The organism is Saccharothrix sp. 6-C (assembly GCF_016695385.1).
GTDB classification, from domain to species: domain Bacteria; phylum Actinomycetota; class Actinomycetes; order Mycobacteriales; family Pseudonocardiaceae; genus Actinosynnema; species Actinosynnema texasense.
Genome location: NZ_CP064192.1, coordinates 7,265,277 through 7,291,279, shown reverse-complemented (window position 1 = coordinate 7,291,279; position 26,003 = coordinate 7,265,277). Strand labels below are relative to the sequence as shown.

24 protein-coding genes and 1 pseudogene are annotated in these 26,003 nt (G+C 61.5%); 8 read left to right on the top strand and 17 right to left on the bottom strand.

The features are described from left to right. The first annotated feature begins 37 nt into the window (after positions 1-37). Both IOD16_RS31170 and IOD16_RS31165 read left to right on the top strand, forming a co-directional pair. On the top strand, positions 38-2,680 hold the full coding sequence (locus IOD16_RS31170) for a DEAD/DEAH box helicase family protein (RefSeq protein WP_201437315.1): 2,643 nt from the start codon (positions 38-40) through the stop codon (positions 2,678-2,680). After that, the gene (locus tag IOD16_RS31165; RefSeq protein WP_201437313.1) at positions 2,670-3,104 is read left to right on the top strand and encodes a type II toxin-antitoxin system VapC family toxin; all 435 of its coding nucleotides are present in this window, start codon (positions 2,670-2,672) and stop codon (positions 3,102-3,104) included. Before IOD16_RS31170 ends, IOD16_RS31165 begins: the two co-directional genes overlap by 11 nt. Before the next feature lie 23 nt (positions 3,105-3,127). Here IOD16_RS31165 and IOD16_RS31160 read toward each other — a convergent pair whose 3' ends face one another. Next, positions 3,128-3,766: a uracil-DNA glycosylase gene (locus tag IOD16_RS31160; RefSeq protein ID WP_201437312.1), complete on the bottom strand. Its 639-nt coding sequence runs from the start codon at positions 3,764-3,766 to the stop codon at positions 3,128-3,130. Positions 3,767-3,887: 121 nt separating this feature from the next. On the opposite strand from IOD16_RS31160, the gene IOD16_RS31155 reads away from it, so the two are divergent. Genes IOD16_RS31155 through IOD16_RS31145 form a run of 3 tightly spaced genes read left to right on the top strand, consistent with a single transcriptional unit; the run spans position 3,888 to position 6,984 of the window. Next, complete coding sequence (locus IOD16_RS31155) at positions 3,888-5,711, top strand: DUF262 domain-containing protein (RefSeq protein ID WP_201437310.1); 1,824 nt, start codon at positions 3,888-3,890, stop codon at positions 5,709-5,711. A gap of 34 nt (positions 5,712-5,745) precedes the next feature. Beyond that, positions 5,746-6,102 (top strand): hypothetical protein, encoded by a 357-nt coding sequence (locus IOD16_RS31150; protein WP_236594490.1) that lies wholly within the window; start codon positions 5,746-5,748, stop codon positions 6,100-6,102. A gap of 21 nt (positions 6,103-6,123) precedes the next feature. Then, positions 6,124-6,984 carry a hypothetical protein gene (locus tag IOD16_RS31145; protein ID WP_201437308.1) on the top strand — a complete coding sequence of 287 codons (861 nt, stop codon included), beginning with the start codon at positions 6,124-6,126 and terminating at the stop codon, positions 6,982-6,984. On the opposite strand, the gene IOD16_RS31140 is transcribed toward IOD16_RS31145, so the two are convergent. Both IOD16_RS31140 and IOD16_RS31135 read right to left on the bottom strand, forming a co-directional pair. Then, complete coding sequence (locus tag IOD16_RS31140) at positions 6,978-8,345, bottom strand: hypothetical protein (protein ID WP_201437306.1); 1,368 nt, start codon at positions 8,343-8,345, stop codon at positions 6,978-6,980. The genes IOD16_RS31145 and IOD16_RS31140 overlap by 7 nt on opposite strands. A 1,598-nt stretch (positions 8,346-9,943) precedes the next feature. Continuing rightward, entirely contained in the window at positions 9,944-11,053 is a 1,110-nt protein-coding gene (locus IOD16_RS31135) for a hypothetical protein (protein WP_201437304.1), read from the bottom strand. A 258-nt stretch (positions 11,054-11,311) separates the two neighbouring features. Here IOD16_RS31135 and IOD16_RS31130 point away from each other — a divergent pair, with 258 nt between their 5' ends. Continuing rightward, on the top strand, positions 11,312-11,581 hold the full coding sequence (locus IOD16_RS31130; protein WP_236594489.1) for a helix-turn-helix domain-containing protein: 270 nt from the start codon (positions 11,312-11,314) through the stop codon (positions 11,579-11,581). Positions 11,582-11,824: 243 nt separating this feature from the next. Here the strand turns inward: IOD16_RS31130 and IOD16_RS31125 are convergent, their stop codons facing one another. The 7 genes from IOD16_RS31125 to IOD16_RS31095 all read right to left on the bottom strand — a co-directional run bounded on the left by IOD16_RS31125 (position 11,825) and on the right by IOD16_RS31095 (position 17,068). Beyond that, positions 11,825-12,718, bottom strand: coding sequence for a hypothetical protein (locus IOD16_RS31125; RefSeq protein ID WP_201437300.1), 894 nt, complete (start codon positions 12,716-12,718; stop codon positions 11,825-11,827). 147 nt (positions 12,719-12,865) lie between these two features. Further along, positions 12,866-14,398, bottom strand: coding sequence for a toll/interleukin-1 receptor domain-containing protein (locus IOD16_RS31120; RefSeq protein ID WP_201437298.1), 1,533 nt, complete (start codon positions 14,396-14,398; stop codon positions 12,866-12,868). A 67-nt stretch (positions 14,399-14,465) separates the two neighbouring features. Then, on the bottom strand, positions 14,466-15,071 hold the full coding sequence (locus IOD16_RS31115; RefSeq protein WP_201437296.1) for a hypothetical protein: 606 nt from the start codon (positions 15,069-15,071) through the stop codon (positions 14,466-14,468). Then, positions 15,071-15,442 carry a histone-like nucleoid-structuring protein Lsr2 gene (locus IOD16_RS31110; RefSeq protein ID WP_442978067.1) on the bottom strand — a complete coding sequence of 124 codons (372 nt, stop codon included), beginning with the start codon at positions 15,440-15,442 and terminating at the stop codon, positions 15,071-15,073. Before IOD16_RS31110 ends, IOD16_RS31115 begins: the two co-directional genes overlap by 1 nt. A gap of 104 nt (positions 15,443-15,546) precedes the next feature. Further along, positions 15,547-15,750 (bottom strand): hypothetical protein, encoded by a 204-nt coding sequence (locus tag IOD16_RS31105; protein WP_201437293.1) that lies wholly within the window; start codon positions 15,748-15,750, stop codon positions 15,547-15,549. 110 nt (positions 15,751-15,860) lie between these two features. Then, complete coding sequence (locus tag IOD16_RS31100) at positions 15,861-16,454, bottom strand: DUF6461 domain-containing protein (RefSeq protein ID WP_201437291.1); 594 nt, start codon at positions 16,452-16,454, stop codon at positions 15,861-15,863. Next, positions 16,442-17,068 (bottom strand): NucA/NucB deoxyribonuclease domain-containing protein, encoded by a 627-nt coding sequence (locus tag IOD16_RS31095; protein ID WP_201437290.1) that lies wholly within the window; start codon positions 17,066-17,068, stop codon positions 16,442-16,444. The genes IOD16_RS31100 and IOD16_RS31095 overlap by 13 nt, the downstream gene beginning before the upstream one ends. A 138-nt stretch (positions 17,069-17,206) precedes the next feature. On the opposite strand from IOD16_RS31095, the gene IOD16_RS31090 reads away from it, so the two are divergent. After that, a complete protein-coding gene (locus IOD16_RS31090) occupies positions 17,207-18,760 on the top strand; it encodes a hypothetical protein (RefSeq protein ID WP_201437288.1) in 1,554 nt (517 codons plus the stop codon). On the opposite strand, the gene IOD16_RS31085 is transcribed toward IOD16_RS31090, so the two are convergent. The 7 genes and pseudogenes from IOD16_RS31085 to IOD16_RS31050 form a co-directional block, all read right to left on the bottom strand. Continuing rightward, entirely contained in the window at positions 18,654-19,556 is a 903-nt protein-coding gene (locus tag IOD16_RS31085) for a phospholipase D-like domain-containing protein (protein WP_201437286.1), read from the bottom strand. The two genes, IOD16_RS31090 and IOD16_RS31085, sit on opposite strands and share 107 nt — an antisense overlap. Before the next feature lie 136 nt (positions 19,557-19,692). Further along, positions 19,693-20,247 (bottom strand): CDP-alcohol phosphatidyltransferase family protein, encoded by a 555-nt coding sequence (locus tag IOD16_RS41590; protein WP_442978135.1) that lies wholly within the window; start codon positions 20,245-20,247, stop codon positions 19,693-19,695. 828 nt (positions 20,248-21,075) lie between these two features. Next, positions 21,076-21,723 carry a hypothetical protein gene (locus tag IOD16_RS31075; protein ID WP_201437282.1) on the bottom strand — a complete coding sequence of 216 codons (648 nt, stop codon included), beginning with the start codon at positions 21,721-21,723 and terminating at the stop codon, positions 21,076-21,078. Positions 21,724-21,974: 251 nt separating this feature from the next. Next, the gene (locus IOD16_RS31070; protein WP_201437280.1) at positions 21,975-22,454 is read right to left on the bottom strand and encodes a 5-formyltetrahydrofolate cyclo-ligase; all 480 of its coding nucleotides are present in this window, start codon (positions 22,452-22,454) and stop codon (positions 21,975-21,977) included. Positions 22,455-22,499: 45 nt separating this feature from the next. Then, positions 22,500-23,938, bottom strand: a pseudogene (locus tag IOD16_RS31065) (IS3 family transposase). A 30-nt stretch (positions 23,939-23,968) separates the two neighbouring features. Then, on the bottom strand, positions 23,969-24,253 hold the full coding sequence (locus tag IOD16_RS31055; protein ID WP_236594488.1) for a 5-formyltetrahydrofolate cyclo-ligase: 285 nt from the start codon (positions 24,251-24,253) through the stop codon (positions 23,969-23,971). Between the two features lie 17 nt (positions 24,254-24,270). Continuing rightward, positions 24,271-25,443, bottom strand: coding sequence for a helix-turn-helix domain-containing protein (locus IOD16_RS31050; protein ID WP_201437278.1), 1,173 nt, complete (start codon positions 25,441-25,443; stop codon positions 24,271-24,273). Positions 25,444-25,799: 356 nt separating this feature from the next. Here IOD16_RS31050 and IOD16_RS31045 point away from each other — a divergent pair, with 356 nt between their 5' ends. Further along, positions 25,800-26,000, top strand: coding sequence for a hypothetical protein (locus IOD16_RS31045; protein WP_201437276.1), 201 nt, complete (start codon positions 25,800-25,802; stop codon positions 25,998-26,000). Positions 26,001-26,003: the final 3 nt, after the last annotated feature.

Sequence of the window (26,003 nt, the reverse complement as noted above, 5' to 3'; positions counted from 1 at the left end):
CGCGATCCCGCAAGGTAGGCGGCCAAGCTATGCGCCCTTGGTCGATCAGATTCGCGAAGAAGTATCGAGCTGGCGTCAAGGTGGTTATGCAGGTGCCTCCGACACATCCAAGCGCCTACTCGAGCACTGGTTCCACGACGAGCACCAAACTGCTGACGGTGCGCCCTTCAGGTACTACTTTGCTCAGAGAGAAGCTGTCGAGACTGCCATCTACCTGTACGAGGTAGCCAAGTCGCGCATGATGTCAGAACTAGTGACACGCTTCGCGGTCGGGCCTCTCCCTGTGGAAGGTCGATCATATCCGCGGTACGTCTTCAAGGCTGCGACTGGTTCAGGGAAAACCAAAGTGATGAGCCTGCTCATTGCTTGGGCGTACTTTCATAAGATTTACGAGCCTGAATCAGAGCTCACCACGACGTCCCTCGTCGTTGCGCCCAACCTAATTGTCTACGAGCGTCTACGGGCGGACTTTGAGGCTGGAAAGATTTTCAGAGAAGATCCTGTGATTCCGCCGGAGTGGCGACACGAGTTCGATCTGCTCGTGTCACTACGCAACGATCCCGTCTCGATGCATTCGACCGGCGCGCTGGTGCTCACAAATGTCCAGGCTCTCTACGAGCGGACTCCACCTGCTACAACTAATCCGGTGGACTTGCTACTGGGGCCACGTCCGCCGAAGAATCGCTCGCAGGAGCGACCAGCCTTGGTCCAGTTGGCGAGTCGTGGGCGGGTTCTGGTTGTAAACGATGAGGCGCATCACCTTCACGACCAAATCAAGCGAGACACCGGTGAAGAACTGACGATCTGGCAATCGCTAGGCCGTCTCCACGAACTGGCGGATGAAGGAATTGCTGTTCAGCTAGACTTCTCAGCCACCCCGCGAAACCAGAATGGCCGCTTGTTCGACGATATCGTTGCCGACTATCCTCTTGCGCAGGCGATCGAGGATGGGATCGTCAAACGGCCGATCATCGGCGAACTATCTGGTGAACGTGAAGCTGTAAGCGACGATGCGGCGATCCGTTACCAGCAACGTATCGGTGCGGGTGTAGCTAAATGGCGTGAGTTTCGGCGCGCGCTTGAACCTGCCGGTAAGAAGCCCTTGTTGTTCATCATGGCGGAGAGCACTGTAGCTGCCGATCAGATTGCTCGTTACTTGGAGACAATCTCCGATCTTACAGGTCGTGTGCTGACGATCCATGTCAACATGGGCGGCAAGGAAAAGGGGCAAGTTTCGAAGGCCGACCTGGAGCAGGCTCGCCGGTGGGCTCGTGAGGTTGATAGTGACGATAGCCCTTACTCCGCGATCGTAAGTGTCCTTATGCTGCGTGAGGGTTGGGACGTCCGGAATGTAAACGTCATCGTTCCGCTTCGGCCTCTAACCGCCAAAGCGGAGATCCTGCCCGAACAAACCCTCGGTCGTGGTCTACGGCGCATGACACCTCCTTGGTCAGGGTTCGAGGAACAAGTCGTCATCATCGAACATGAGGCGTTCCGAAGGTTGTGGGATGAAGCCCTGCACAAGGAGGACGACCTCAGTGTCGAGCGTAGGGCTGCCGAAGATGTGGACGTCCGAGCTGCCGTCATTGCTGTGGAACCCTCGAAGCTCGAGTTCGATATAGAGATCCCGCAGCTGACTCGGGTGTTGGCTCGCAGTTCTTCGGAGCTCAGCTCACTTCGACCGTCAGACGTGCCAGAACGCCGCATCCCTCTTAAGGGCAGTCCTGAAGCCGAGACAGTGAAGTACACTGGCCGTGATTTACTTACTGGTAAGGTTGTTGAACGGGCTGAGTACCCGCTTCCGGTTGCAGATCATCCGCAGCCGGTTCTTGCATGGTTTGCCAACGAGCTCGCTCGCGAAACTCGGGTTGTCGGGCAGTTTGCAGTCTTGCTTCCTCTGGTTAAGGGCTACATCGAAGAGCGAATCTTCGGTCGCCAGGTTAACCTCGCGGACCCGCAGGTACTCGCTACGCTCCGAGAGCCGGCCGTACAGGAAATCATCTTGACTGCACTTCGGCAGGCAGTGGATGAGCGCACGCTCACTAGTTCTGCGGCCGTTGGCGAACCGAAGCCGCTTCTTCTGTCTCGAACTCGCCCTTTCCTTTGGAGCCGGGAGATCGCGGTCGCCGACAAGTCGATCTTCTCGGCGCAGCCGTGTGACAGTGGGTTCGAGGTGCAGTTCTGCGGCTTCCTCGATCGAAGCCAGGACGTAGCGGCGTTCGCGAAGCTCGCCCGTGAAGTTCGGTTCTCGCTGGAGTACCGCGCCGAAGGCGGCCGGTTGGCCTACTACTACCCCGACTTCGTCGTACGGCTCACGTCGGGTGCCTGCCTCGTGGTGGAGACCAAGGGACTGGCTGACCTCGACGTACCGCACAAGGATGAGCGTGCGGTCCGCTGGGCGTCGGACGCTACGGCTGCCAGCGGGGTCCAGTGGTCCTACCTGCGCGTCGACGAGAGCCTGTTCGCTCGCTATGCCAGGGACCTCCGCTCGATGGAGCAACTGGCAGACTTGGTCTACGAACATCGTCGGGCCGAGTATCTTCGATCCCGTCCCGCTGGCCGCAAGCGAAGTCGAGAGGAACTCCTCAGCCTGATGTCCCAGGTTAGCGATAAGACCCGTGGCGTCACGGGCGTGGACGAGGAGATCCGTCGACTTAGGGACGAGACCCATGGCTGGTGACGCGTACATCGTCGATACCGGTGTGTTCGTCCGGTGGTTCATCGAACAAGTCGGCTTTGAACATGCCAGGGAAGTACGCGACGCCTACTTGGGCGGTCACGCGTATCTGGAGACCATCGACCATGTTCGGTTCGAGTTCGGCAACGTGCTGCGCAAGTTTGGACTACTGACTCGCCTAATCGAACGCGACGAGTATGTGGCGGCCTCGCGGGTGATCGATGACTTAGGGATTACTATTCACATCACCGATGTGGATGCAGCTGAGCGGGCCGCTGTGCTGGCAGCAGATAAAAACATCAGCTATTATGATGCGCTCCTGGTCGACCGCTCGTTGGAGCGCGGACTTCCGCTCCTCACAACCGACAAGAAGCTCTGCAACGCTGTGTCTGGTTTCGCTAAGACGCAGCTACTGCGAGGTATATAAGAAGCGAGTCTCCCTCGTGTAAGTCATACACGGTTCTCGCGAGGATACGTTGAGAGGGTCCCGGCAAGTTTCTCAATCGCATCCGAGAGGCGCTCCTTGGCGTTCGCCCGAGCCATGCCGCGCTGGCTCGGGTGAGGCCCGATGAAGACTGGGACGAGCGGCATCCGAGTGAGCTCCGTCGTGGCAGCTCGTCGCCACTCATCACGTGCAACTCTGCCCAGCAGGAGAACGGCTTTGATTTCGGGAAGCAGAGCCAGCAGTCGTGGCAGCCACGGCCGGGCGTCGCGGAGATCCTTGCCAGAAGGGTCGGTGGAGGCCGTCGGCCATGGCACAGTGTTCCAGTGCAGCACCTGGTGCCAGTCCAAGCCAGCTCGCCGGTACTCGTCGTAACAGCGCTGAGCGGACGGATCGTCGTTTTCAAGACTGAGGAGTCCAGACCCGGTCGTCTTTGACGTCTTGGGTCCGGGCGACTGGAGAAGTACCAGTGCTTGTGCGGCTGTACCGGCGAACTCGGGATCGGGGTACGGCACTTCACCGGGCGTCAGCCCTCGCGCGGCTGCGATCTCGTCGGCAAGGGCGACGAAGGGGGCGATGTGAGGTTCACTCAGTCGGGCGTGCTTGGCGCGGACCACAGCTGACAACCGGTTGGCGCGGGCGGGCATGGGCGTCTCCTTGCGGTTGTAACGTCTACCCGCTAGAAGCGGATTCCCCTACAGGCTCGTTACGGGCGTCGGTCTCGGCGGTCAACGAGCATGCACCCGATCAACCTGGAGGGCACGCCGGATGCAGGCGAACACGCTGACGCCGAAGAAGCTGTTCGAGCCGCAGGTTCGGTACATCATCCCGGTGTTCCAGCGCCCGTACGTCTGGTCGGTGGACAAGCAGTGGATGCCGCTGTGGGACGACGTGAGGGCCATCGCCGAGGAAGTCCTCGAGCGCGTGAAGCCGGAGGATCCGGTGCCACCGCACTTCCTCGGCGCCGTGGTCCTGGAGCAGCAGTTCAACCCCTCGGGCTACATCGCGATGCGGCACGTCATCGATGGCCAGCAGCGCCTGATCACCCTCCAGCTCCTGCTGAACGCGGCCCTTCAGGTAACCAGGCAGCACGGGCGGCCGCGGGACGCGGCACTGCTGGAGACGCTGGTGCGCAACCCAGCGCACGTCGTCGACACCGACGACGAGGTGCTCAAGGTGTGGCCCATCCTTGCCGACCGTGCGGCGTTCCAGGCGGCGATGGACGACGACCACGGCAACGACGACGGCGAGCACCGGGTCAGCCAGGGCATCCGGTTCCTGCGCGAGCGCATCGAGGCGTGGGCGCTGGAGGCACCGGACGAGATCAAGCCGGCGGATCGGCTCCAGGCGTTGACCGAGGCGCTGGCGCTGCACTTGAAGTTGGTGGTCATCGACCTGGATCCAGATGACAACGCCCAGGCGATCTTCGAAGCCCTCAACGATCGGGGCAGTCCGCTGCTGGCGGCCGACCTGATTAAGAACGCGGTGTTCCAGCTCGCGGAGAAGCACGGCGTCGACATCGAGAAGCTGAACCGGGACTACTGGGCTGGCTTCGACGAGGAGTACTGGCGGCAGGAGCTGCGGCAAGGGCGGCTGAACCGGCCGCGGATCGACGTGTTCCTCAACTACTGGCTGACGATGCGCCTCGCGCACACCGTGCCGTCGGACAAGATCTTCATCAGCTTCCGCGACCAGATCGTCAAGGACCTGACCGACGTGCGTCCCATGCTGGCGGAGCTCCAGGAGGACAGCGCCTGCTACCGGCAGCTCGCTAGTTTGCCGGCCTTCTCTGTCGAGGGCACCTTCCACTACCGGGTCATCGAGGTCGCCGACATCGCGGCCACCATGCCGCTGCTGCTCTGGCTCGTCCGACCCGGCTCGGCCATCCCGGAGCCAGCCCGCCACCAGGCGCTCCGCGCGGTCGAGAGCTGGGTCATCCGGCGGCTGCTCTGTCGAGTGACGCTCAGCGACACCAACACCCTGGCGGTCGAGCTGCTTCGCCACCTCAAGACCGTCGACCGGGAGCAGGTCGGAAAGGCTGCGGTGGAGTACCTGCTGGCCCAGCACGGCGACTCCCGGCGCTGGCCGACCGACGACGAAGTGATCACCAGCCTCGAGTCGATGCGGCTCTACAAGACTCTGGTCCCACGGCGCCGGGCGCGCATGCTGCTCGAAGCGCTCGAGGACAGCTACCGCTCACCCAAGACCGAGGAAGCGCACTGCCGTCGTGGGGATCTGACGATCGAGCACATCATGCCCCAGTCCTGGCAGCGTTACTGGCCTGTCGAGGATGACGTCGACCCGGCAGATCGCAACCAGCACGTACAGCAACTCGGCAACCTGACGCTTGTGACCAGCAAGCTCAACCCGGTCGTCTCGAACTACCCCTGGCTGCCGACAACCCTCGACGACGGCACCGCTATCAAAGGCAAGCGCCAGATTATCGATGAGCACAGCGTGTTGTTGCTCAACAAGCACCTGCTCAACACGTACGGCAACGCTTGGGACGATCACACGATCCAGGAGCGGACGAGGGCACTGGCGGAGCAGACGGTCCGCATCTGGCCGCGCGGCTTTCCTGTATCGGATTAAGCTAGCGCAGCACCGACGTGTGCGAGGAGACGCTGTGACGACACCTTCCGATCCTGAGATGATCAGGCTGGAACGACAGTTCCATGACGAGACAATGGAGGGCTACCGACACCTGGTTCGTACGATCAACTACCAGGCTAAGGCATTCCTGCACATGGTCGCCATGAACGGCGGTGTCGGAGCTGCTCATCTCCTTCTCCAGACACCGAATGTCTCCGCTGGCTTCACCACGCTGTGGGAGGCGAACATGGTGGGGCACAGCGTCGAGGCCCTGGTGTTGAAGCCGGAGTACAGGCCGCTGTTCAGCGACGAGGAGCTGGAGACGGCTCGGCGTCGACTCATCGACTACGGCTTCGACGTCGACAGCTACCTACGCTCCCTGACGACGTGATGCCGCTGACAGGAGCAGCTCATGGAAGTCGGTGAGGAGTGGGCGTACCGCGCGAAGCAGCGCGACCCACTAGCCCGCGTAGAGATCAGGCGCATCGGAGTCAACCGCCCGCCACGCGTGCTGATCCGCTTCGTAGAGGACGAGTACGAGGGCCGCGAGGAGTGGGTCTCGCCCGCTCGGCTGAAGACGACCTGGGACAAAGTCGAGGAGTGGCTGGCACACGATCAGCGTTGGGCTGCGCTCCATGACGCCTCGTGGCGGCCCCGAGATGACCACGAGCTGGTGGCGGCCGAGATGGTGATCGACGACCGAGCAGCGCTGAGCTGCGTTGAAACTGGCCTTAACAAAGACGCTGGCATCCTGTTCATCAAGGACTTGCCCGCTCTCGCCAAGCTGCTGCGTCTGGACGCTACGGAGCTGACGAGCGATCCCTTGAGCATCCCTCAAGGCGACGGAGCCTGGGCCGTTCCCTTCGCCACCATGCTGGTTATCGCCAAGCGTGCCGCTCAGGTGCTCGCCGACGAAGTGTTGGACGAGGTCGCCCGTGAGGAAGTGAGGGCGCGCTACGAGGCGATCCACGGCAGCTATTACGGAAGCCGTCGAGGCGAGGGGCAGTACTTCAGTCCGGAGGTGTGCGTAGAGGCAGACCAGCGGTACGTCCCTGCCCGGGCGCTGGTGCGGGAGTGGTGTGGTCAGGGCGGAACCGAACGCCACACCGAGCTGGAGGCGCTGCGCGAAGAGGTCTTCCGGCTCGGCAAGCTGGTGGAGCAGGCGGTGACGGCGCTCCGGCGCTGGGACAAGCCAGCCGCTGAGAAGCTAGAGAAGGAACTCGGTGTTCCGATCGAGGCGCTGCGGCGAAGCAAGCGCGAAGACGATCAGTAGCTGCTGTCGGGGCCGTACGGGCTCCACCGATCGAGGTACGGCCGCAGCTCGTGCGCGCTTGGTTCGCGAAGCTGGGGTGCTTGCACCCCGCAGACCGCGGGGTCGATCCGGTCGGCGTAGTTCCGCATCCACCGCAGCCACTCGACAACATCGCTGTCGGGCGACTCAACTAGCGCCGCTTCGGCGGCCTGGCAGTAGGCACGCACCTTGGCGGCGGTCTCCCATGCCTGCATCTGCTCGTTCAGCGCTGCGATGCGTACATCCTCCGCGAAGCGGAACCGAGCCTCGGCCATCGCTTCTTCCCACTGCACTCGCCGAGCCGCCTTCTCCCGCTCCGCGGCGATACGCCGCTCTTCATCGAGCCGAACGCGGCCTTCGAGCTCCTTCAAGACGTCGCCGAGCTTGTCCTCCAGCGACCACCTGGTGCGGTCGGCCCAGCGGCGCCGTCGACCGTTGTAGTCCCAGCTGTGCGGTAGTTCGAGCACCAGGCGGCCACTCGACACGTACCGCGATCTAACCGGGACGCGCTGCCAGGAGTAGGTCGGCTTCCGCTCAAGTTCTTCAAGGTGTGGAGCCTCCACCAAGTCTGACTCTTCGCTCACCTCCAGGACGAAGCGGGACGTCCCGGACGTGAAGGTAAGTCCTGGCTGGTCAGCCTCGACCGCTACGGCGTGGCCGCTACGTTCCCACTCGGTAGCGAGGATGTGGAGCAGACGGAGCGCTCGTTCACGGCTGTCCTTCGATACCCGTAGCGGCGCTGGATCACGGCTCAGCTTGGCGACCGCAGGGTGCGGCGGATCAGCTTCGGGCGCGGCGAGTTGCGGGCGCGGCTCCCAGTACTTGGCGTCGGGGTGCTCTCCCTGCACCAGCTCGATCACCAAGTCGCCCTCGTCCCTGCCGTGATGGCGGAGGTGCATGCCAGCGGGCACGAGGTTCTGACGCTTCACTGCCGCGATGGCCCGGCGCCAGGCCGCCCGCGTCTCGCTGTCCGGGTCTTCAACACGGACGGAGCCGTCTTGCTCTTCGAGCAGCTGGAGGAGCGTCTCGACAGTGATCTGTCGAGCCGACCGCTTCTTCTCCGAAGCAGGCCTCGGCGAGCGGCGCCTCGACAGTGTTCCGGCTTGACCAGGCACATCCGGCCGCTCGGGATGGTAGCCATGCTCGAGGTAGAACCGACCGGCCACGGTGATCTCGGCTCTCCACCGGCCGTCTACGCGCGGCGTGACGACCAGGCCGCGGTTGCGGAGGGCGTACACGGTGGTGGCCAAGGCGGAGTCGCGAGCGGTTACCTGGTCGTCCGGATCACCGACGCGCTGGAGCACGGCGAGCTGGTGGTCGGTGAGCTGAGTCCAGCGCTTCACGAGGCATCACCTACGCGTACGAAAGCAGTGGACAAACAGCCTAGCAACTCATGAACCGATTGACGTAGGCCCTGCCCAGCATCTAGGTGTGACTCGGGCATGGACAAGATGTATGCGATCGCCGAGCAACTTTGAACTCGAACAACTTGTGGAACGCCCATGGGTAAGCCTGCCTTCAATGAGGCGGGCAAGCTGCTGGGCTCGCCGGTGAACCCGCGAGCGACGCTCCGCGACTGGGACCTGTGCTTACCAACCAAGTCGACGGTGGAGACGAGTGGCTGACGATCCGGCATGGCGTGGCGTTCGAGAGCATCTCGCTCATGCCGTTCATCGAGGACGACCGTTCGCCTCGCTGATCGCCCGGCTTCTGGCGGGTTCGAAGGACGCGTACTTTTGGTTGGAGTGCTGACTAGCCGCTGCTGGTTAACACTCCGATGACTTGCCGCATTCCGCGGCTGCGGATACCAGCTCGCGGTCTGTGTCACGGTGAATCAGCACCGGCTCTGACTGTTCAAATGGTTCACAGTACGTCCGGTTCTGTCGAGTCGCGACGATCCGTCGGCACAACCCGAAGTTTTCGCACAAGAAGATAAGCAATGTAAGGGGTCTCGAACCTTCTGCCAGGCGTGCTCCACGATCCGAATTTTTTGTAGCTTCAGTGCACTATATATGGCCTCCGGGAACTATGAATATGGACGCGACAGAAGTAATCTACATTTGGGCTCAGGTTTTTCGAGTACGTTCCGTCTTCACGAGGATATGGCGGCAACGTCCACACCTCTCTGCCTCCAGCAGGGACTTCCTTGGGGAAGCCACCTTCGAGGGTGCCAGAGCAATACCAGTCGCCGCCAAAAAATTCTACCTTGGACACGAAAGCCGACGTGCGTCCGAGGTTACGAACTTCGACTATTAGAGTATCTATCTTCCCGGGCAGCGGCGGATAGTAGCGGTCGTTACGCAATCGAACATGCAACCTGCGGCCGGTCAGGAAGTATTGAACGAAACCCCAGGTGCCCACTATAAGGGCAACGGCAAGCGCGATTACGGGTATCATGTCAGGACTCAACTCTGCCGGAAGCTGCACTTCGGCCTCCCAGCGGATCAATAAAGACGAATCGACCGCACGTTGATATAGGGCGTTAAGGACGACCGATCACGCCGCAATAGCGTGAACACACTTTGGCCATCATTGCCCTCCGTTCCAGCGGTGCGCTACCCATGCCTCGGCTAGTATGTTTATCGTTCCTGACTTTTCAAGCGTTACTCGGCCCACTACGATGAATACGCGGGAAACATTATGTGCAAGCGGCACCGAACGGATCAGGAGAAGTGTGCAATCCTCTGCGAGTTCGTCTACGCTATGCGTACTAAGCACGTCACAAAGTCCGACGACAGATATTGGAAGAGCCCTTGAGCGTCCGAAGACGCCCAAGGGCAGAGTAGCGTGTGTGATGCGCGGATCTCGCTGCTTGACGCGAATAGCGTGACGCCTACCTACTACAAGGCCTTGGTGCGAGATGGCGAGAGCAAACGTGCTCGACCGCTATACTCAGCGTAACAAATCTCTTTATGAACACAAGCGTGAGTGGATTGCGAAACTACTTCGTTGTCAGCAACTCTTCGTTCAGCACCCACACGAACGCCACTCCGGCCCGCGGCAGCATCCAGCCGTCGAAGCTGATGTTCACGGTCTTCGGCTCGTCGCTGTGCCGGGAGTGCTCGACGCGGGAGACCTGGCTGCTCGCGAAGAAGTCGAGCGTGTTCATCCGCCGGATGCCGGCCTGACCGTAGTCGAGTTGGACGTGGAAGCCCTTGGTTGGCCTCGGCAAGTCGAGGTACAGCAGGTGGCCATGACGGAGGACGAGTGCGCGGTAGGTGTAGGCCACCGTGATCTCCTCACTGCCCTGGGCCTCCCTGCCTAGGTCGACGGTGTAGAGCTGGGCGCCGGTGCGTTCAGTCCGACGTACCTTCCGCGGCTTGCCGTTGACCGTGACGCTGGTGAGCTCGAAGACCTCCGGGTTGGCGGCATCCAGGCTGCTTGACGGGTCGAAGTGCCACACGGACGTGACGGCCTGGTCGCGCAGCAGTTCGCGGTACTCCGCCTGGTCGTTCACGCAGGCGAAGCGCATCGTGCTGGTGGCCGGTCTGACCTTGTACTCCCACCGAACGGTTGCGACGAACATTGAGTTGACTGCGCTCGCTGGCCGTCCGTTCCATGGGTGGAGGGCGACCGCTGCGTCGACCTCGTGCCAGCGCTCGGGCGCGTGGATGACCTGGTCGCGGAGGTCGGTGTAAAGGTCGCTTGCGAGGGTCTTGTCCTTAAGCCGTAAGGCGATGGCGTTGGTGGCCATCCTGTCGAGGTGATCATCGGAAGCGACGCCCTTCAAGGTTTTGGGGTCGAAGGCCAGGGCGTCGAGGACTGCGTCCCGGATGGCGGGTGCTTCAGCACGCACGGCTTCGCGGAGTCCTTCCTTGGTGTGCTGCTCGCCGACCTCCCGGTCCAGGAGCTCGAAAAAGAAGCCGACAACGCCGATGCCGAAGAGACCCGAGCCGAGTTCGGTCAGCGGGATGGGGATCGGCAGTGCGGCAAGGAGACCAACCACCGGCGGCCACTTGGCAAAGATGAGAGTCACGAGGCCGCCAGCAGCAAGGAGCACAGCGACGAGCTGGGCTTTGGTCTTGTACAGCTGACGGAACGACGTGGCCATGCAGCTTTATTGTACCAAGTTTTGTCGTAGTGTTGAATACGTAGACGACGGCCCTGGGTGCTACAGACACCCAGGGCCGTCGCCATGCCTTCACTGGCAGTCAGCTCAGATGCCGCCGCCACCTCCGCTGAACGCGATGCGCATGACTCACCCCCCTCGCGGATCACTGCGTGGGCCGCTGTTGATCTTTTGCGGCCGAGGACACGGCCACAGTATCCGATTTTGGGATATTGGCAAGCGACGAAGTGCCCTATGCCGGTGGACAAGGGCATCACGGCCGAGGAGTACCGCCGGTTTCGCGCGCTCCTACGGCGGATGCGCCTGGAGGCGGGGCTGACGCAGGTCGACGTGGCCGAGCGCCTGGACGAGCCTCAGTCGTTCGTGAGCAAGTACGAGTCGGGCGAGCGGCGGCTCGACGTGATCGAATTGCGACGGGTGGCGGAGGCGCTGGGAACGACGCTGGTAGCAGCAGTGGAGCGACTCGTGCACGAGTTGGAGCACAGCCCCGCCGACGCGGAGAAGGACTAGATAGCACGGCTAAAGGCTTCGAGTTCGTCTGTTCACGTGGATGCGCGAGTGTTTGGCAAGCATCGGCACGCTGAGGTGCCGCGCGGGGCGGACTTGATCGACAAGCTCGGCGTACCGGAGATGCGGCGGATCTAGCCGAACTGGGCGCAATTCGGCTGGATCCGATAAACAACACTGCCCCTCCGCTCGGCGATACCTCGCACGCAGTTCACTCGCGGCATTGTAATATCCCAAGTAAGCTACTCACTCGGTCGCGTAGTCGCCTACACCGTCCGACGCGCTGTCCAACTGACTGAGGGCGATTCCTCGATCAGAGAACGAAACTATGACCCTGTCGCCTGCCCACTTCAGAATTCTCCTGTCAAACCGCTCACGCGGCTGTACCGGCCGTCCGCCAAAATGATCATTCCCAGCTTGATCGCGCCATACGAAACATTCGGATTCGCCTCGCTGGTAGATATATGCGATCTGTGGAACTCCTCCAACGGAAGTTTGTCCGCGGTCACCGATGATATCCAAGAGAACTTCAAGTGGCTCCCACTCCAAGTAAGCATTACGGGCCACTTCGCGGGCCCTGGGATCTCCCGTCATTGGCACTGGGAGTCCTTTTTGTTTTTGGAGCACTTTGAGGCGCTTACTGGCTTCGGCGTCCGCGTCACCAAAGAAGTAGACGCCGTAGGCGCGATGCTCATCTAACTGCCCGATACGATTCATTCGGAGCACGCCATTGACGTCGAACTTGTAGGAGTAACCCTCAAACCTGAGATTCCTCCATGACCAGCCACACAAGACGATGTTCAGTTCTGGAACTGACGGCACCGATTCGCCGGCTGGAAGGTCGCGAACATGGCGACGAATGTCGGCATATACGTCTCGAAGCTTCTTGGCCAAGTAGCCTATGTCCGTCCGACCGGATTGATTCCCGTCCAACAAGTTGCAAGTATTGATCGCCTGGATCAAGAACGCGTACGCTTCGACAGCATCACCAGACATCGCGATGACCGTACCGGGTCGCGGAAGAGGAACGACTTTAGGGCATGCTTCCCACGACTCTCCTCCTGTGATTCGAGAGTCCGACGCGATGACCAACTGGCGCAACGTAGCGTGACGCTGCACCCATGCGGCAACCAATGTCATGGATAGATTCCTTTCCGGCACCTGCGGTAACCCACGACCCTACTTGCCAATGCCCCGTCAGGTCGAGTTGTAACGACGTCAGACAGCTGATATTTCCGTGAGATGGGACCGTTTGACCGATCTAGATTTGGTGCGCCGAAGGAAGCATTACTTGGACTCCAAGTAACTCTTGAACCGATTGAACGCTTCAGTGTAGGACCCAAGGGTGCCAACGGCATATTCATGCCGGCCATCAAAGAATTCTGACAGTGGTGGCCATATCCGACCCTGCGACTTCATCTCAGATGCAATCTCCTCAAGAGCGCTAAGTCCAGAATCGGCGCGCCATACAGAACGGCCGAGCCACTTGGAGTACCTCATTGGCACACTCACTTCCGGATTTTCTCTTAGCTCGCCGTGATAGCGCGCACTCTCGTAAATTTGCGAGATCAGGCCAAGCATGACCTCCGCTCTGTCGAAGAAGTTGTCATACATAGCATCATCCGGATACTGATCCCTGAAGTGTGGCCTCAGAATCGCGTGGAGCCACTCGGCTATGGGCGTATCGTAATCATGATCGTCACTATCCATCAGGGCGTTGAGTACAGCACGCGGATCATTTCCGGTCTTAGCCACACCGGCGACCACTTTGGGCAGCCGCTCGCCCATGCTCCGGAAAGGCGCCCAGGGGTACTCCACCATCAAGAGAGGATCGCGAAGTTCCTGATGCTTCCCTGGAAAACTGATGTCAACCAGCAGGGTTCTTAGGTTCTTCCACCTAGATTGACCGACCGCGGCGAGAGCGACCGTAAATGTTGCGGTTAAGGCCGGCACGTGCCGGAGGTCAAGAAGGAACTTGTTGCCGCCTCGCAGCTTCAAGGCTTCGCCAGCAAGTGCCCTAAGTCCAGAAGCCCACGGAGTGAGCTCTTGTGGGTCGTTAGTCCAACGCACGGCGACTTGAAGCGATGCGCAGAACGCTTCGGCGAGTCGCCAGTAGTCTGCGGCGACCTCAGCGCAGCGCACCATCTGATCCTCGGCGGTGCCCTCCAGTCGCTGGGTCGGGAATTGCGCCTCGTCCCGCATCGCCTCGAGGACTCGTTGCACCTCCTGCAAGACGAGGTTGTCCAACTCGATGCGCCTGGCCGGATCGACGATCATCTCTTTGGTCATGCGACGCAGCATGGCGGGACGCTCGGCATCACTGGCTTCTTCGACCGAAGCCCGCACCGTTGCAGGGTCCGGGCTCGTAGCCCCAACGATCTTGCTGATCGTATTCGTCAGGCCCACAAGATTCGCAACGTACTTACTTCCGAAGAGATCAGCGTAGTTAAGATCGTTAAGCGTTCTACCTGCACCAAGATCCCACTCCGGCACGTTCACATCATCTAAGCGGACGGGGATAATCCATGTCGCTCCAGGTGGGAGTATCCGAAACTCTTCGACCGCGAGCGAGAGCTCCTCGTTCATGTAGGATCTAGCCTTGGCCTGAGAGTGCTCGGAGAAGCAGGCGAGGAACACCAGCGCTCCAGAGCGAATGGCCTCGCGGATTTTCCGCTTCCAGTGATCACCTGGCGCGAGCGACGTGCGATCCCGCCAGTACGGGATATCGGCTGCTTCCAGCGCCTGGCACAGTTGGTCGACCTTCTCGGCGTCTTCCCGCACGTAGGACACGAAGACGTGCTTGACCTCGTCGCTCGGCATGGCTGGCAGCGTACTGCGGAGATCCGACAGCGTTAGCCCTGCTCAGGCAGACATGAAGCACTCTCACCTACGAGACTGCTTCATGACGGAGCCTAACGACCACGGCTTTCATGGCGTTGTCATGCACTTCAGCGGTGCGCTGCCTCGAACGCCTCGATGACGCTGGCGGGGATGTGCCCGCAGTCGGCCAGCTCGTGCCCTTTCCGGCGGGCCAACTCTTGGGTGGCCCCAGGCGACCCTTGCCGCCGAGCTCGTCTTCGGTGGTCCACTGGTTCGTGATGCCGGAAATCTTCGTCCAAGCGAGGAGATGATCGATCTCGACATCGACCATCTCCGCCTCGATGGCCTCGTCCTTGTCGAACCAGACGTCCTTGACGACTTGACCAACGTAGAAGTTTTGGCGTGCCCCACGCCCGAGGGTCTGTGTCTCGCGGGTTCGCAGGCAGCCGTCGAGGGTGTACCCAGCCTTGTCGTCACGACCGAGGATACGGCTGTAGTCCCTGGCTGGCGCTTCCTCGAAGAGCAGATTCACTTCAGTGAAGCTGCCGATGAGCTTGAGCGAGCCGCCTTCCTCAGCGCTGAAGGTCAGGATGCCCGGCACCTTCTTGTCGTCGGTGCCAGGCAGCCAGAACTCGCCGTGTACCTCCAGGTCGGGTTCGGCGGTGGAGGTCATCAGCGGTGCGCCGCCTCGAACGCCTCGATAACGCTGGCCGGGATGCGCCCGCGGTCGGCCAGCTCGTGACCGTTGCTGCGAGCCCACTCACGGATGGCCTTGGTCTGCTCCTTGTTTCGGGCATCAGACGCAGGTCGACGGACACCAGGAGCGGCTGCAGCGCCGCGCTTGGCTCGACCACCGGTCTTGCGCCCCGCGGCGACGAAGTCGGCCAGGCCGGCACGAAGCTTGTCAGCGTTCTGCGGCTTGAGGTCGATCTCGTAGGTGATGCCATCAAGGCCGAAGGTGATGGTTTGGCCGTCCTCGGCTGGTGTGCCGTCGAGGTCGTCGATGAGTTGGACGAGAACTTTCTGTGCCACGAAGAGCCTCACTAGTGATCAGCGCAGTTGTCCGGACTAGCAGCGTAAGGCTATCAAGACCAGCCTGCCGTTGTGTGACAGATTTCGGACTGTCGACCTCTTCACTAACCAGAGGACTATCGCCCCCACGGGTACTGCTCGCTGTGTCGGTCGAAGTCGTCGTTGAGGTCGCTGTCCGTAGCGAACTCGTCCACCCGCACCATCGACACTTCCAAGATCCCAGCTACGTCCAGCACTGAGAAGACGGCGTGCGTGATCGTGGCGTACCGGTCGTTCGGAAGGTCAGGCGGGAGCTCGATACGAAGCTCGCGGGGGTTCATGAGTTTCAGTGTCTTGGTAGACCCATGGTCCAGCAATCGCCCGATCGAGCCCTGTTCGCTCATGTATGAGCGAATCTATTCCGGAATACATTCTCCCTGGCACATCAGGTTCATGGCGCCTGCGGGCCAGCGGCCTGCTTCAGCAGCACCTCCGGATCAGGGATGCGGTATGTCGGCAGCTTGCTCGCAAGCCACGCTTGGTCGAACGCCACGCCGGTTCGCTGTTCGGCCACGGCCAAGGAGGTCGCACGCAGCTTGCCCACCTCGAGGGGCACCGCGGCGGCCCAGTTCGGGACGAGGTCGCCGAGATCATCCGCCTCGACGCGCATGGGGTCGAAGGAAGCGGTCACCTTGCCGTCCTCCGCAGCGGTGATGCGGAACAAGCCGTTGACGTTCCAGTGCGCGCTGAAGAAGGTGGCACCCCCTTGTGAGGCTCGGCGTGCGATCTCCGGGACAGTGCCGCTCCAGCCGTTGTTCTCCAGGGCGATGACACGACCCTCGTGCTCGAACACCTGGACGTAGAAGAAGCCGAGGTCATCGAGGGCGGCGTCTTCAGCCTCGATGGTGGTCATGAGTTGGCTCTGGGCCGGGTCGCCGCCGTAAGTACGCACGACTTCCTGCGCCGTGGAGTGCCGGATGACGGCGACGGTGAGCACGACGTCCTGGTGCTCGATCCAGTCGTAGGAGGCGATCAGCTGGTGCATGACTGGTCCTCAGCGGTGTCGCTCCCGGCGTAGGCGCTGGTGGCGATCTTCTCGGAATTAGTAATGACGACGATGAAGGCATCACCTTGCTGGATGCCAGCTCGACGGTACTCCTGGCGCAGGGTGCCGCCTTGGCAATTCTGCTCCCGGAGGGGCACTTCTTCGGTGCGGACGTTGGCCCACTGGCCACCCTCGACGCTGGAGGCGAAGGCGTACTCGTCGCAACTGCCATCGGCGAACGTCTTGGTGAAGACGCTCGTGCCGCAGACGGTGGCGCGCTTGGTCTGGTCGGTGCCGGGGGCGTCCTTGTGGAGGATGGCTGGCTTGCCCTCGGCCCAGGCAAGCTGGATGTTGCGCGTGATGTAGGGCATCTTCTCGGCGCTGAGCTGGACGACTTTGAGGTCGTCGCACTGCCGATCCTTCAGCAGCTGCTCCGCGGTGCACTGGTCGGCACGCGACTTGACGGCTGGGGCGACGACGTAGGAGACCTCGGCCGAACTGCCAAGGTCGGAGACCGCATCCTGCACGCCGTCGAGGAGCCGGGGGCCGAACAGGATGACGACGGCACCGACGACGAGGATTGGTAAGAGACCGGTGGAGCGGGTCTTGGCCACGGCAACGAACTCCTACGGCAGAGGGCAAGGCGGCCACCAGCATGGCGTCCCGAGACGCGGTTCAACAGTGGCTTCCTGTCGGTTCACCCAGACGGCCAAGTCGCCGCATAGCTATCTCGTTCGCTGTAACTTCGACATATGAGCACAGGTGTGTCGCCACCGAACGACTCACTCCAGCCCGCGCCACAACTGCCGCCTACACGTTACGTGAGCCCCGCGCAGCGGATCGTGAAGTCCGACCATCAGGCCGACGGCTTGCATCCCGAACACCGATTCAAACTTTACGCTGATCTCGGGGTCCATGACACCGCTGATCAACAGGCCGTTGATACGGCATGGGACACTGTGTACCGGTACTTCGGGCCGTTCATTACAAAGGTCGCAGTCGACATGCTCGCCGACCTTCGAGAGTTCCAGGAAGCTGCAAGTGGACGGCGGTTAAGAGCGATCTTCGTCGGCAGGGATGCGCTGGCGCTGAGCTACGCGATCCATCAGCTTGATCCGGCGTTTCACCACTTCTTCTGCCGAGAGTTGGCCCCTGTATCTAGAGCGGTCACCCATGAGGCGATCAAGGATGCAGAGAGATGGTGGCCTCAGCGTCTAGACGCAGTTCAGGGTTATCGATACAGGAAGCCGCAGGTGCAGAGGAGCCGCACTGCCGAGCCCGCCAACTGGGACGAGATGCTGGAATACCTCCAGATCGACAACATCTACCTCGACCCTAAGGATGCGGTCGATGACTTCGTCGTGATCGATACCGGATACAAGGGGAGCATCCAAGAGATGTTGGCAGCAGCCTATCCTCAAGTCACCTTCCGCGGCCTGTACGTCTTTCATGCCGCAACGAGTTCAGCTCGCTCGCCAAAGAAGGGGTACGTACTCGACCTCGACGCCAAGCGTGGATTCAACGGTGCCGCAATTACAAGGCGGGTAGTAGATGATCCGACCCTCACCTTCGCGCATCATGACGGTATCGTCGCCGTCGAGGAGATGTTGAGCGGGGGTCTTGATAGTGTTGTCGCGGCCGATCCACTAGAAGGTATCAGTCCTCGGAGAATCGACGCCAAGTTCCGATCGCGGCAGGTTCGTTATGCGGTTTTCACCGTGAGTCAATTGGCCGTTGCCGACTATGCGGCTGACATACGAAGGCTCGCACGGAGATCAGGCTACTGGTATGAGGCGCTTTCGAATGCGGCGTCGGCTCTGCCAAGACAGGTTCATGCATGGCTGACCAGGAGCGAAATGGACGAAGACCTCCGTCTACTACTTGACTCCTTCGTGCGGCGAGCGGATAAAACCCTGGTTGCCACACTCGCCGACCACCTGCGCGCATCGGGACGAGACGATGTCGAGGATATTTGGCGGATGTTCGACGAGTGCCGCACGATGAGGGCCAAGGAGTCGATGGTCGAAGCGCTGTTGCGGCCCCCTTTTAAGCCGCCGCCGCTGTCGAAAGCTCGACAGGCTAGACGTAGGCGCGCACGACTCCAAAAGCTGTCACACAAAGTATTCCCGAGGCGGACGCTGACCCGATTGGTTCCCCACGACCGCAACCATCGCTCTAGTTTGCAGAAACACAGCAAGCTCACGCAATATGCGCACGATAGAAGTTCTCGATCAGCGTATACAGCTGGACATCGCTCGAGCGTATCGCTATCTCGACGGTTCCGTACCGAACGCCCTGCATCTTGAAGTTATGAGATCCGCTCAAAACTACTCGTGAGCCGTTCCCGAGCTCTACGAGCATGAATTTCGCATGTAGATACGACTCCCTTCTGTACGCTGTCCTAGTGCCGCCGATCATCTTGTCGGCCGTGAGCATTAGTGCTACTGGCGGAGCACTCTGAAGGGAACGGTTAAAATACAGTACGGCGTCTGTTCGGTGCAGTAGACCCGCGAGTCGTCCAGTCGGAGCAAACTGCGACACATAGATTACCCGGCGAGCCATAGAGGCGAGCCTGCACGCCTCGTTATATATGACGGATGAGCCCTGAACTCCTCCATCCAACAAGACGGAGGTCATGTTGTCGACCGTGATGACTTTGTCGACGACGGGAGCGCCGGTGGCAATGTCTTCAGCGAACTGCTGCATGCTGTCCGCTGTATCGACATATGACTTGCCGATCATGTAATCGACATTTTGCGTGGCCTTCCGGGCGATGTTCACGCCCCCGAACCCGAAGACGTAGTCGTCTACTACAGCAAACTTCGCGTGGCATCGTCCTCTCAGTGGATTGACTGACGAGCTTCCAAGGATGTTTACAGTGACGCCAACTTGAGCAAGTTGATCGAGGCTCTGAATCGCCCTTCGATAGTAGGACCGTCGACCGGTATAGTAGGCTCTGGAATACACGCCGTCAATGACAACGTGGATTGAAACTCCGCGATTTGCCGATCTGCGCAGCGCATCAAAAAGCTTACTGGTGACCGAGTCGTAACCCCATAGAAGTGCAACAATGACAACCCGTACCCGAGCCTTGTTGATCATTTCCACAAGGCTGTCGAGGTACGATCCGGACGGGTCCAGTGCGTATTGCGGTGTCGATAGTAGGCCCGGAGGGCTCTCGTGTAAGGCAACAAGGTCATTCATGCATCTTTGATATTACATAATTCCGCACGTTTGATCAATCGACAGAAACCTTGCGTTCTGGCCGTAGCATCATTCGCCGGGTAACCGCCATTAGGTACGCAAGGTTGGTGGCAGCGAACAAGTACAGAAGCAGATTAGCCAGAAGAGGTAGCAACCCCGAAAGTGCGATAGCACCACCGACCGCCGCAAGTCCAGCGCCTAGGCGTGCCCAGAAATCCGGAGGCGGTGGGTTGCCCACGATTTTGTGATAGGCAAGGAAGAGGACTGACAGAAGCAGGTACTGAACGATGATGAGCCAAAACAACCACCAAGTCAGGATGCCGTGAGTTACCAGCTTGATGAGGACACAGGCGATAAACGTCCGGTCCGCGAGTGGGTCTAGATACCGACCAAGCAGGCTCGTTGTACCCCAAGCTCTCGCCAATCTTCCATCGACCAGGTCCGTAGCGCCAATCGCAATGAGGATTACCAACTCCAATGGCTCAGCGGGCAGTGATCCCCAGGCCAAGTACAACGGACCAGCAATGAGCCGGATTGCAGCAAGCGTGTTGGGCAAGGAAGCCCGGATCCATGCACTAAGTCTACTCATTTGAGCTCCGATCACTGACAGGACTACGAAACGCCTGCATCCAGCAGACGAGTAGATATACTTGGTTCGCTCCGACAGTCACGGCAAAGAGCATCCTCACATCGTCGCCAGTCCAGGTGTAGTTGATGGCTATTAGAGCGATGCAGACATTGACCGCCGCTGCCCCATAGCTGGCCAGCACCGGAACGGCGAAGTAGTGGTGTTTTAGCGCGAACAAGATGCGAGCCGTGACAACCAGAAGGAACTGACACCCTATAGCGGGAGCCACCCAAGGAACCATGTACGTGTCAGCAGTTGCGATCAACAGCAACTGGGCGAAGAGGAAGTCACCTAGAGTGTCAAAGGCACCTCCCACGGATGGGCTAGATCGTAGGATGCGACTAAGGCGATGGTCCGCGACTATTGTGCAGACGGCCAACAACTGCCATAGCAGCCAATGACCCCATGCTGGATGTGCGCCCCAAGCCACGTAAGCGATTCCTATCGCGATACGAACTGCTGCAAGCCATGAAGGCGCAGCCATCAGCAAGGATGCTACTCGTGGCGATTTCCTGCCCCAAGGACTAAGCAGATTCATGGCAGATTACAGGAGTTCGCGCTGTCAAAAATCGCGTCGAGAGACGCGTATCTTGAGAGAATCTGCGGATGTCGTTCTGCGGCTCAGCCATAGCTCAAGTCGTAGCCTACGGCGCCGTTGTCCAGCACTGGCGACGGTCAACATCGTTGCGTCGGCGGTTTATGCCCTCACCGTCGACGTCACACTACGCGTGTGCGTGACCGTCCTGTCCAGCCATGAGGTGAAACAACGGGCTGCTCTGCTGCGCATATTTACACCGAGCGAATCACCAAGAATCCGATCACGAACAAGCCCGTCACGCTGACCCCTACGTGAATCGCCACCCAAAGATAGTGCAACGGTACTCGATGCAAGAAGGTGTAGTTGCTTGCGTGCTGAGCGCGATTCATTGCCCAGTCGTTCTCAAGCTGAAGATCTGGCAACATTCGGTTCAGACGGCCGCGCAACATTTGGGCGGCATCCATGTGCATCTTGAACCGTTCGTAATACTTACTGACTCCAAGTGCGCCAAATAGGCCGAGGATGACTATTGCCACAGCAACACCTATAGTAATCTCGGGTGCCGCGTGGCCGACGGCCAGGTAGGTTAACGCTACTGACGCCACAAGTGCAACGATCATAGTCATTATTGCACGATGGTTTTCGCATTGGCGTGCCTGCGCTCTCTGCTCCTGCCACATGCGAAGTAGGACTTCAGCTCGGTCCCGAACGTCGACTGTCTGGCCGCTACCTTCGGAGACCACTGCCTCAGCAACAGCGGGGTTCTCTGCAGATACCCCAAGCACGACCGGGCCCTTGGTGAGTCCAAGGCCCGATTGACGCATCTGTTGCTGCAATGCTTCCCATCTCACGCGCCATTCACCGATATCTCCGCCGCAGGTCTTGACGAACGCTTCCACAGTTTCCCACGTTGGGAGGTGGTCCCCACCAGCTGCTTCGGAAAGTGCAGTGCGTGATCGCCCAGACTGTCGAGACATCGTCAAGTACTTAGGGTTGCCTGCCTGCCGTCGTAGTTGCCGCAACTCGTTAGCGAACTTCTGAAGGGGGCCGTTTGACGGGTCAAGAGGACGTTCTGGACGCGGCACGACTTTACCCCCTCAAGGCACATGCGGAACGCTGTGCTGCACAGCGCATAAGCGTGATCGCGGTCTTACGCCCGGAGCTGCTTCCTAACTCGCAACACCGGGATCGCCGCCACCTTCTCCGCCGGCAGCTCGTCCCACAGCAAGCCCTTCGGCCTACGAGGGTTACTGCACCGGATGACCTCCTCCGGCGTCACGATGATGTCCACGCTGAAGTCGTGTGCCGTCTCGGGCAGCTCGTCGTCCACGACTTGGAGCTGGTGCACCGTCGTCACGATCGTCGTCTCCTCGGAGATGAGCCCGGCCTCCTGCAGCAGCGCCACCTCGATGTCGGAGTAGCCAGCGCCCTTGCCGAGGCGCACACCGTGCCGGTTCACGGCCACACTGCCGCACACGATTAGGTCCACGGGCTGCATGGCGTCAACGTCGACCTGGCGTCCGAGCTTCACCGCCGTGTGCCGTACCGACACTTCCTCAGGCGGTACGGTCAGCTCCGCCGGGTCGAGCAGGACGAACGGCTTCGGCTCCGCGAGCTTCGGCACAGCCATGTAGAGAAGTTCGGTAGTTGTCAATTCAGATGAGACAGGTTGTGTTTACGGGGTCGGTTGCGGTTGCTCGACAGGCTGGTTGATCCAGGCTGTCTCGGGCAGTCGGGGTGGTCGGGGTCGGTGTGCGAAGCGTTGTGGGTGTCGGGTGTGGGCGCGGTCGAGAGTGGCCTGGCGTTGGTCGCGGATCTGTTCTGCGGTTCCGAAGTGGACGGACGCGGGGGTGTGCATGCCGATGCCGGAGTGACGGTGTTCGTGGTTGTAGGCGAGGAAGAACTCCTCGCAGAACGCGCGGGCGTCGGCCAGGGAGCCGAACCGTTCGGGGAAGTCGGGCACGTACTTCATCGTCTTGAACTGGGCTTCGGAATAGGGGTTGTCGTTCGAGACGCGGGGACGGGAATGCGAGCGGAGCACGCCGAGGTCGACCAGGAGCGCGGAGACCGGTTTGGAGACCATGGCGCCGCCGCGGTCGGCGTGGACCGTGTGTGGCGCGGTGCCGTTGCGGGCGACGGCGTCGGCGAGGAAGTCCCTGGCCACGACCGCGTCCTCCGCGGCGGCGACCAGCCACCCGGTGACGTACCGGGAGAAGATGTCCAGCACGACGTAACAGCGGTACCAGATGCCTTTCACCGGCCCTTTCAACGCGGTGATGTCCCACGACCACACCTGGCTCGGACCACGGGCGAGCAGTTCCGGGCGTGTCCGGGGCGGGTGGGTGGCGGTGCGGCGGCGTTCGCGGACCTGCCCGGCGGCGCGGGCGATCCGGTACATCGTGGAGATCGAGCACCGGTAACGGCCCTCGTCCAACTCGCGTGCCCACACCTGCGGGATCGCCAGGTCCCGGTAGACAGGGCTGGTCAACACCTCCAACACCTCGGTGCGTTCGGCTGCGTCCAGGGCGTGCGGCGGCGGACGACGTCGCGGCCGGGGGCCGGACGGCGGGCCCGTCATCCCGGCGTGGCGGTAGTGCGTGGCCCGGGACCTGCCGGTCAGCGCGCACGACGTGGTTACCGGGACGTCGGCGGCGCGCAGCTCGGCGAACGCGGCCGCCGTCACGTCCTGGGCGGCCTGCCCTCGTCCGTGCTCACGGAGAGTTCCCGCAAGAGCGCGTGAGCTTTTCCCATGATGTCCAGCGCCATCCGGGTCCTGACCAGGTCGGAGGCCAACTTCTCGTTCTGCCGGCGCAGCTTCTCCAGCTCGACCTGCTCGGCCGACCTGCGCGCCGGTGTCGCCGAGGCCGTCGATTCCGCCGCCGCACCGCCCAACCGGCCCGCGTCTCGAGCCCGGGTCCACTCGATGACGTGCGAGGAGTACAGGCCCTCGCGGCGCAGGATCGCGCCCTTCTCCCCGTTCGGGGCATTCTCGTACTCCGCGACCAAAGCGAGCTTGTACTCGGTGGTGAACGTCCGCCGGGACGGACGCGCGGCCGGATCGGTGGGTGTCGCGCCGGAGGAACGCCGGGACTGCTTGTCGGATGGGGTGGACACGAGCACAAGAATCTCCGATCCCGCCCTTGATCACGAACCTCGATCACACGAGGTGTCTCGCACCAGTCTGACCAAGAGGGGTTTGCCGTCGTGGAGTGCGCGAGCCCGGACAGGCTCCTGTGGCGTGTCCGGAACGGCCTTCACCACACGCGCTGCACGCCACTCGGGCAGTTCAGCCAGGCGGGCGGCGGCTTCATCGGCTCCGAAGAACGCCGGGATGCGGCCGTGGACACCTGGCGGCACGGCCCGCTCGCGTTCAAGCAGCGACCACACCTTCTCGCGTGCGGCTTGCTTCGCCTGGTCGACGTCCGCCACCTGGTGCTCCCTACGGTTCAGCGCGTAGCCATCAGGGTCATGACCCGGTCGTAGACATCTTGCACGCTGGGCTCCGTGCGCCACGGCTGCATTTCGCGGCAGGCGTCGAACAGGATGTTGAGCCCGCCACCGCCCCAGGTCGCCTCAATGACGTCCATCGCGCCGTGCAGCGTGCCCGCGGCTTCGTCCAGCTTGGCTTGGCGGATGTAGACCAAGCTGAGGTTGCCGAGCACGATGGCCTGCGACTTCGAGCGATCCCGGAGCTGGGCCGCGGTGGCTTGGAGGATGGGTTCAGCCTGCTTGGCCCGTCCTAGGAACAGGTAGCAGGAGCCGGCCAAACGGCCGTGCTGGGTGGGCGAGAACAGCTCGATCGCCGCGTCGTCTTCGTCGATCTGCTCGAAGCGAGTCTCGGCTTCGCCAAGGGCCTGTTCGCACTCAGCCAACTCGCCCCGCATGGCGTGGGCTTCAGCCGCATGCAGCAGGGCGAGGCCGCTAAGGACGTGGCTTGTTTCCGCAGTCGTCTCGGCTGCCCGGCGCGTGAGGGTAAGTCCAGTGTCGGGGTCGGTCTCGCCGTACAGGGCGACGTAGCTCTTCCGCAGCAGGGCCAGCCCTTCGGCCGCGGTGTCGTGCACCTTCCGAGCAGCAGTGACAGCTTGGTCGAAGTACCGGTGCGCGGTGGCGTGGTCACGGCGCTGGGAGGCGTCCCACACCAGCTGGCCCATCAAGATGGCGCTCTCGGCCTCCACCGCACTCAGCTCACGGCGAATCCGCTGCGTCTTGGCGTGGCTCGAAAGGAACGTGACCTGCCCGAGCGCTTGGCCAGTCTCGGCCAGCAGCGACGTCGAAGGCGCGCGGTCATAGCGCTCATCCAGCTCGTGGACGCGTTCCCGGAGTCGTGCTACCGCTGTGAGATCGACACTGCCGGGATGCTGGAGCGTGTAGGCAAGGCGCTCGTCTGGTTCGCCGTCGTCACGCTCGACGTCGACGAGCAACGCTTCAAGCCCGTCCGGTGAGACCTCGAGCAGACGAGCCAGCTTGGGCCGAAGCCATGGCTGCGGCCCGTCCTCGGTGACACCACGCTCCCAGCGCTGCACAGTCTTGGGATCGACGCCGAGCGCTTCGGCCAGCGACTCCTGACTGAACCCCAGCGACTTACGGCGCCTCGCCAAGCTTCGCCGTCTGGCTGCCACGTCGGTCTCCCGCCGATCTGCCGTTGTTCGTGCAGGTCATCGGGGCCAATGTCCGGTTTCTGCCCTGACACCGCCCGGAGGACGCCCTGTGTTCGATCCGCTACATCCGGTTGTCTGAGCGTACGGCCACCAAGACGACGCGACAACGGCACTTGAGGGCCATCGACCAGCACCGACGTTCACACCAGTCTCATTCGACCCGCCTTGACCACGATCTTCGGCCCTGGTCACCACCGAGCCGAGGTTCCCAGACCGGCAGGGCCGATGACGTTAAGCCCCCGACGCCGTCGTCGGCCCTGCCATCCACCTCCACTACCGATCACTCAGGCGGCAACCCCATGACCAACCTCGCGGCCGTGATCCCCCTGCAAGACAAGAACATCCTCGGCGAGTGCGCCGCGTCCACGGCCGACGTTCCCGAACCGGCCACCCTCTACTACCTGACGGTGATCGCCTTCCTGCTGCACATCGACGTCGACGGCTCGTGCCCGCGGTGCCGTGAGGTGTGGCCGTGTGACCATGTGCGCCGCGCGTACCGGCTGCGCGAGGGGTTCTAAGCC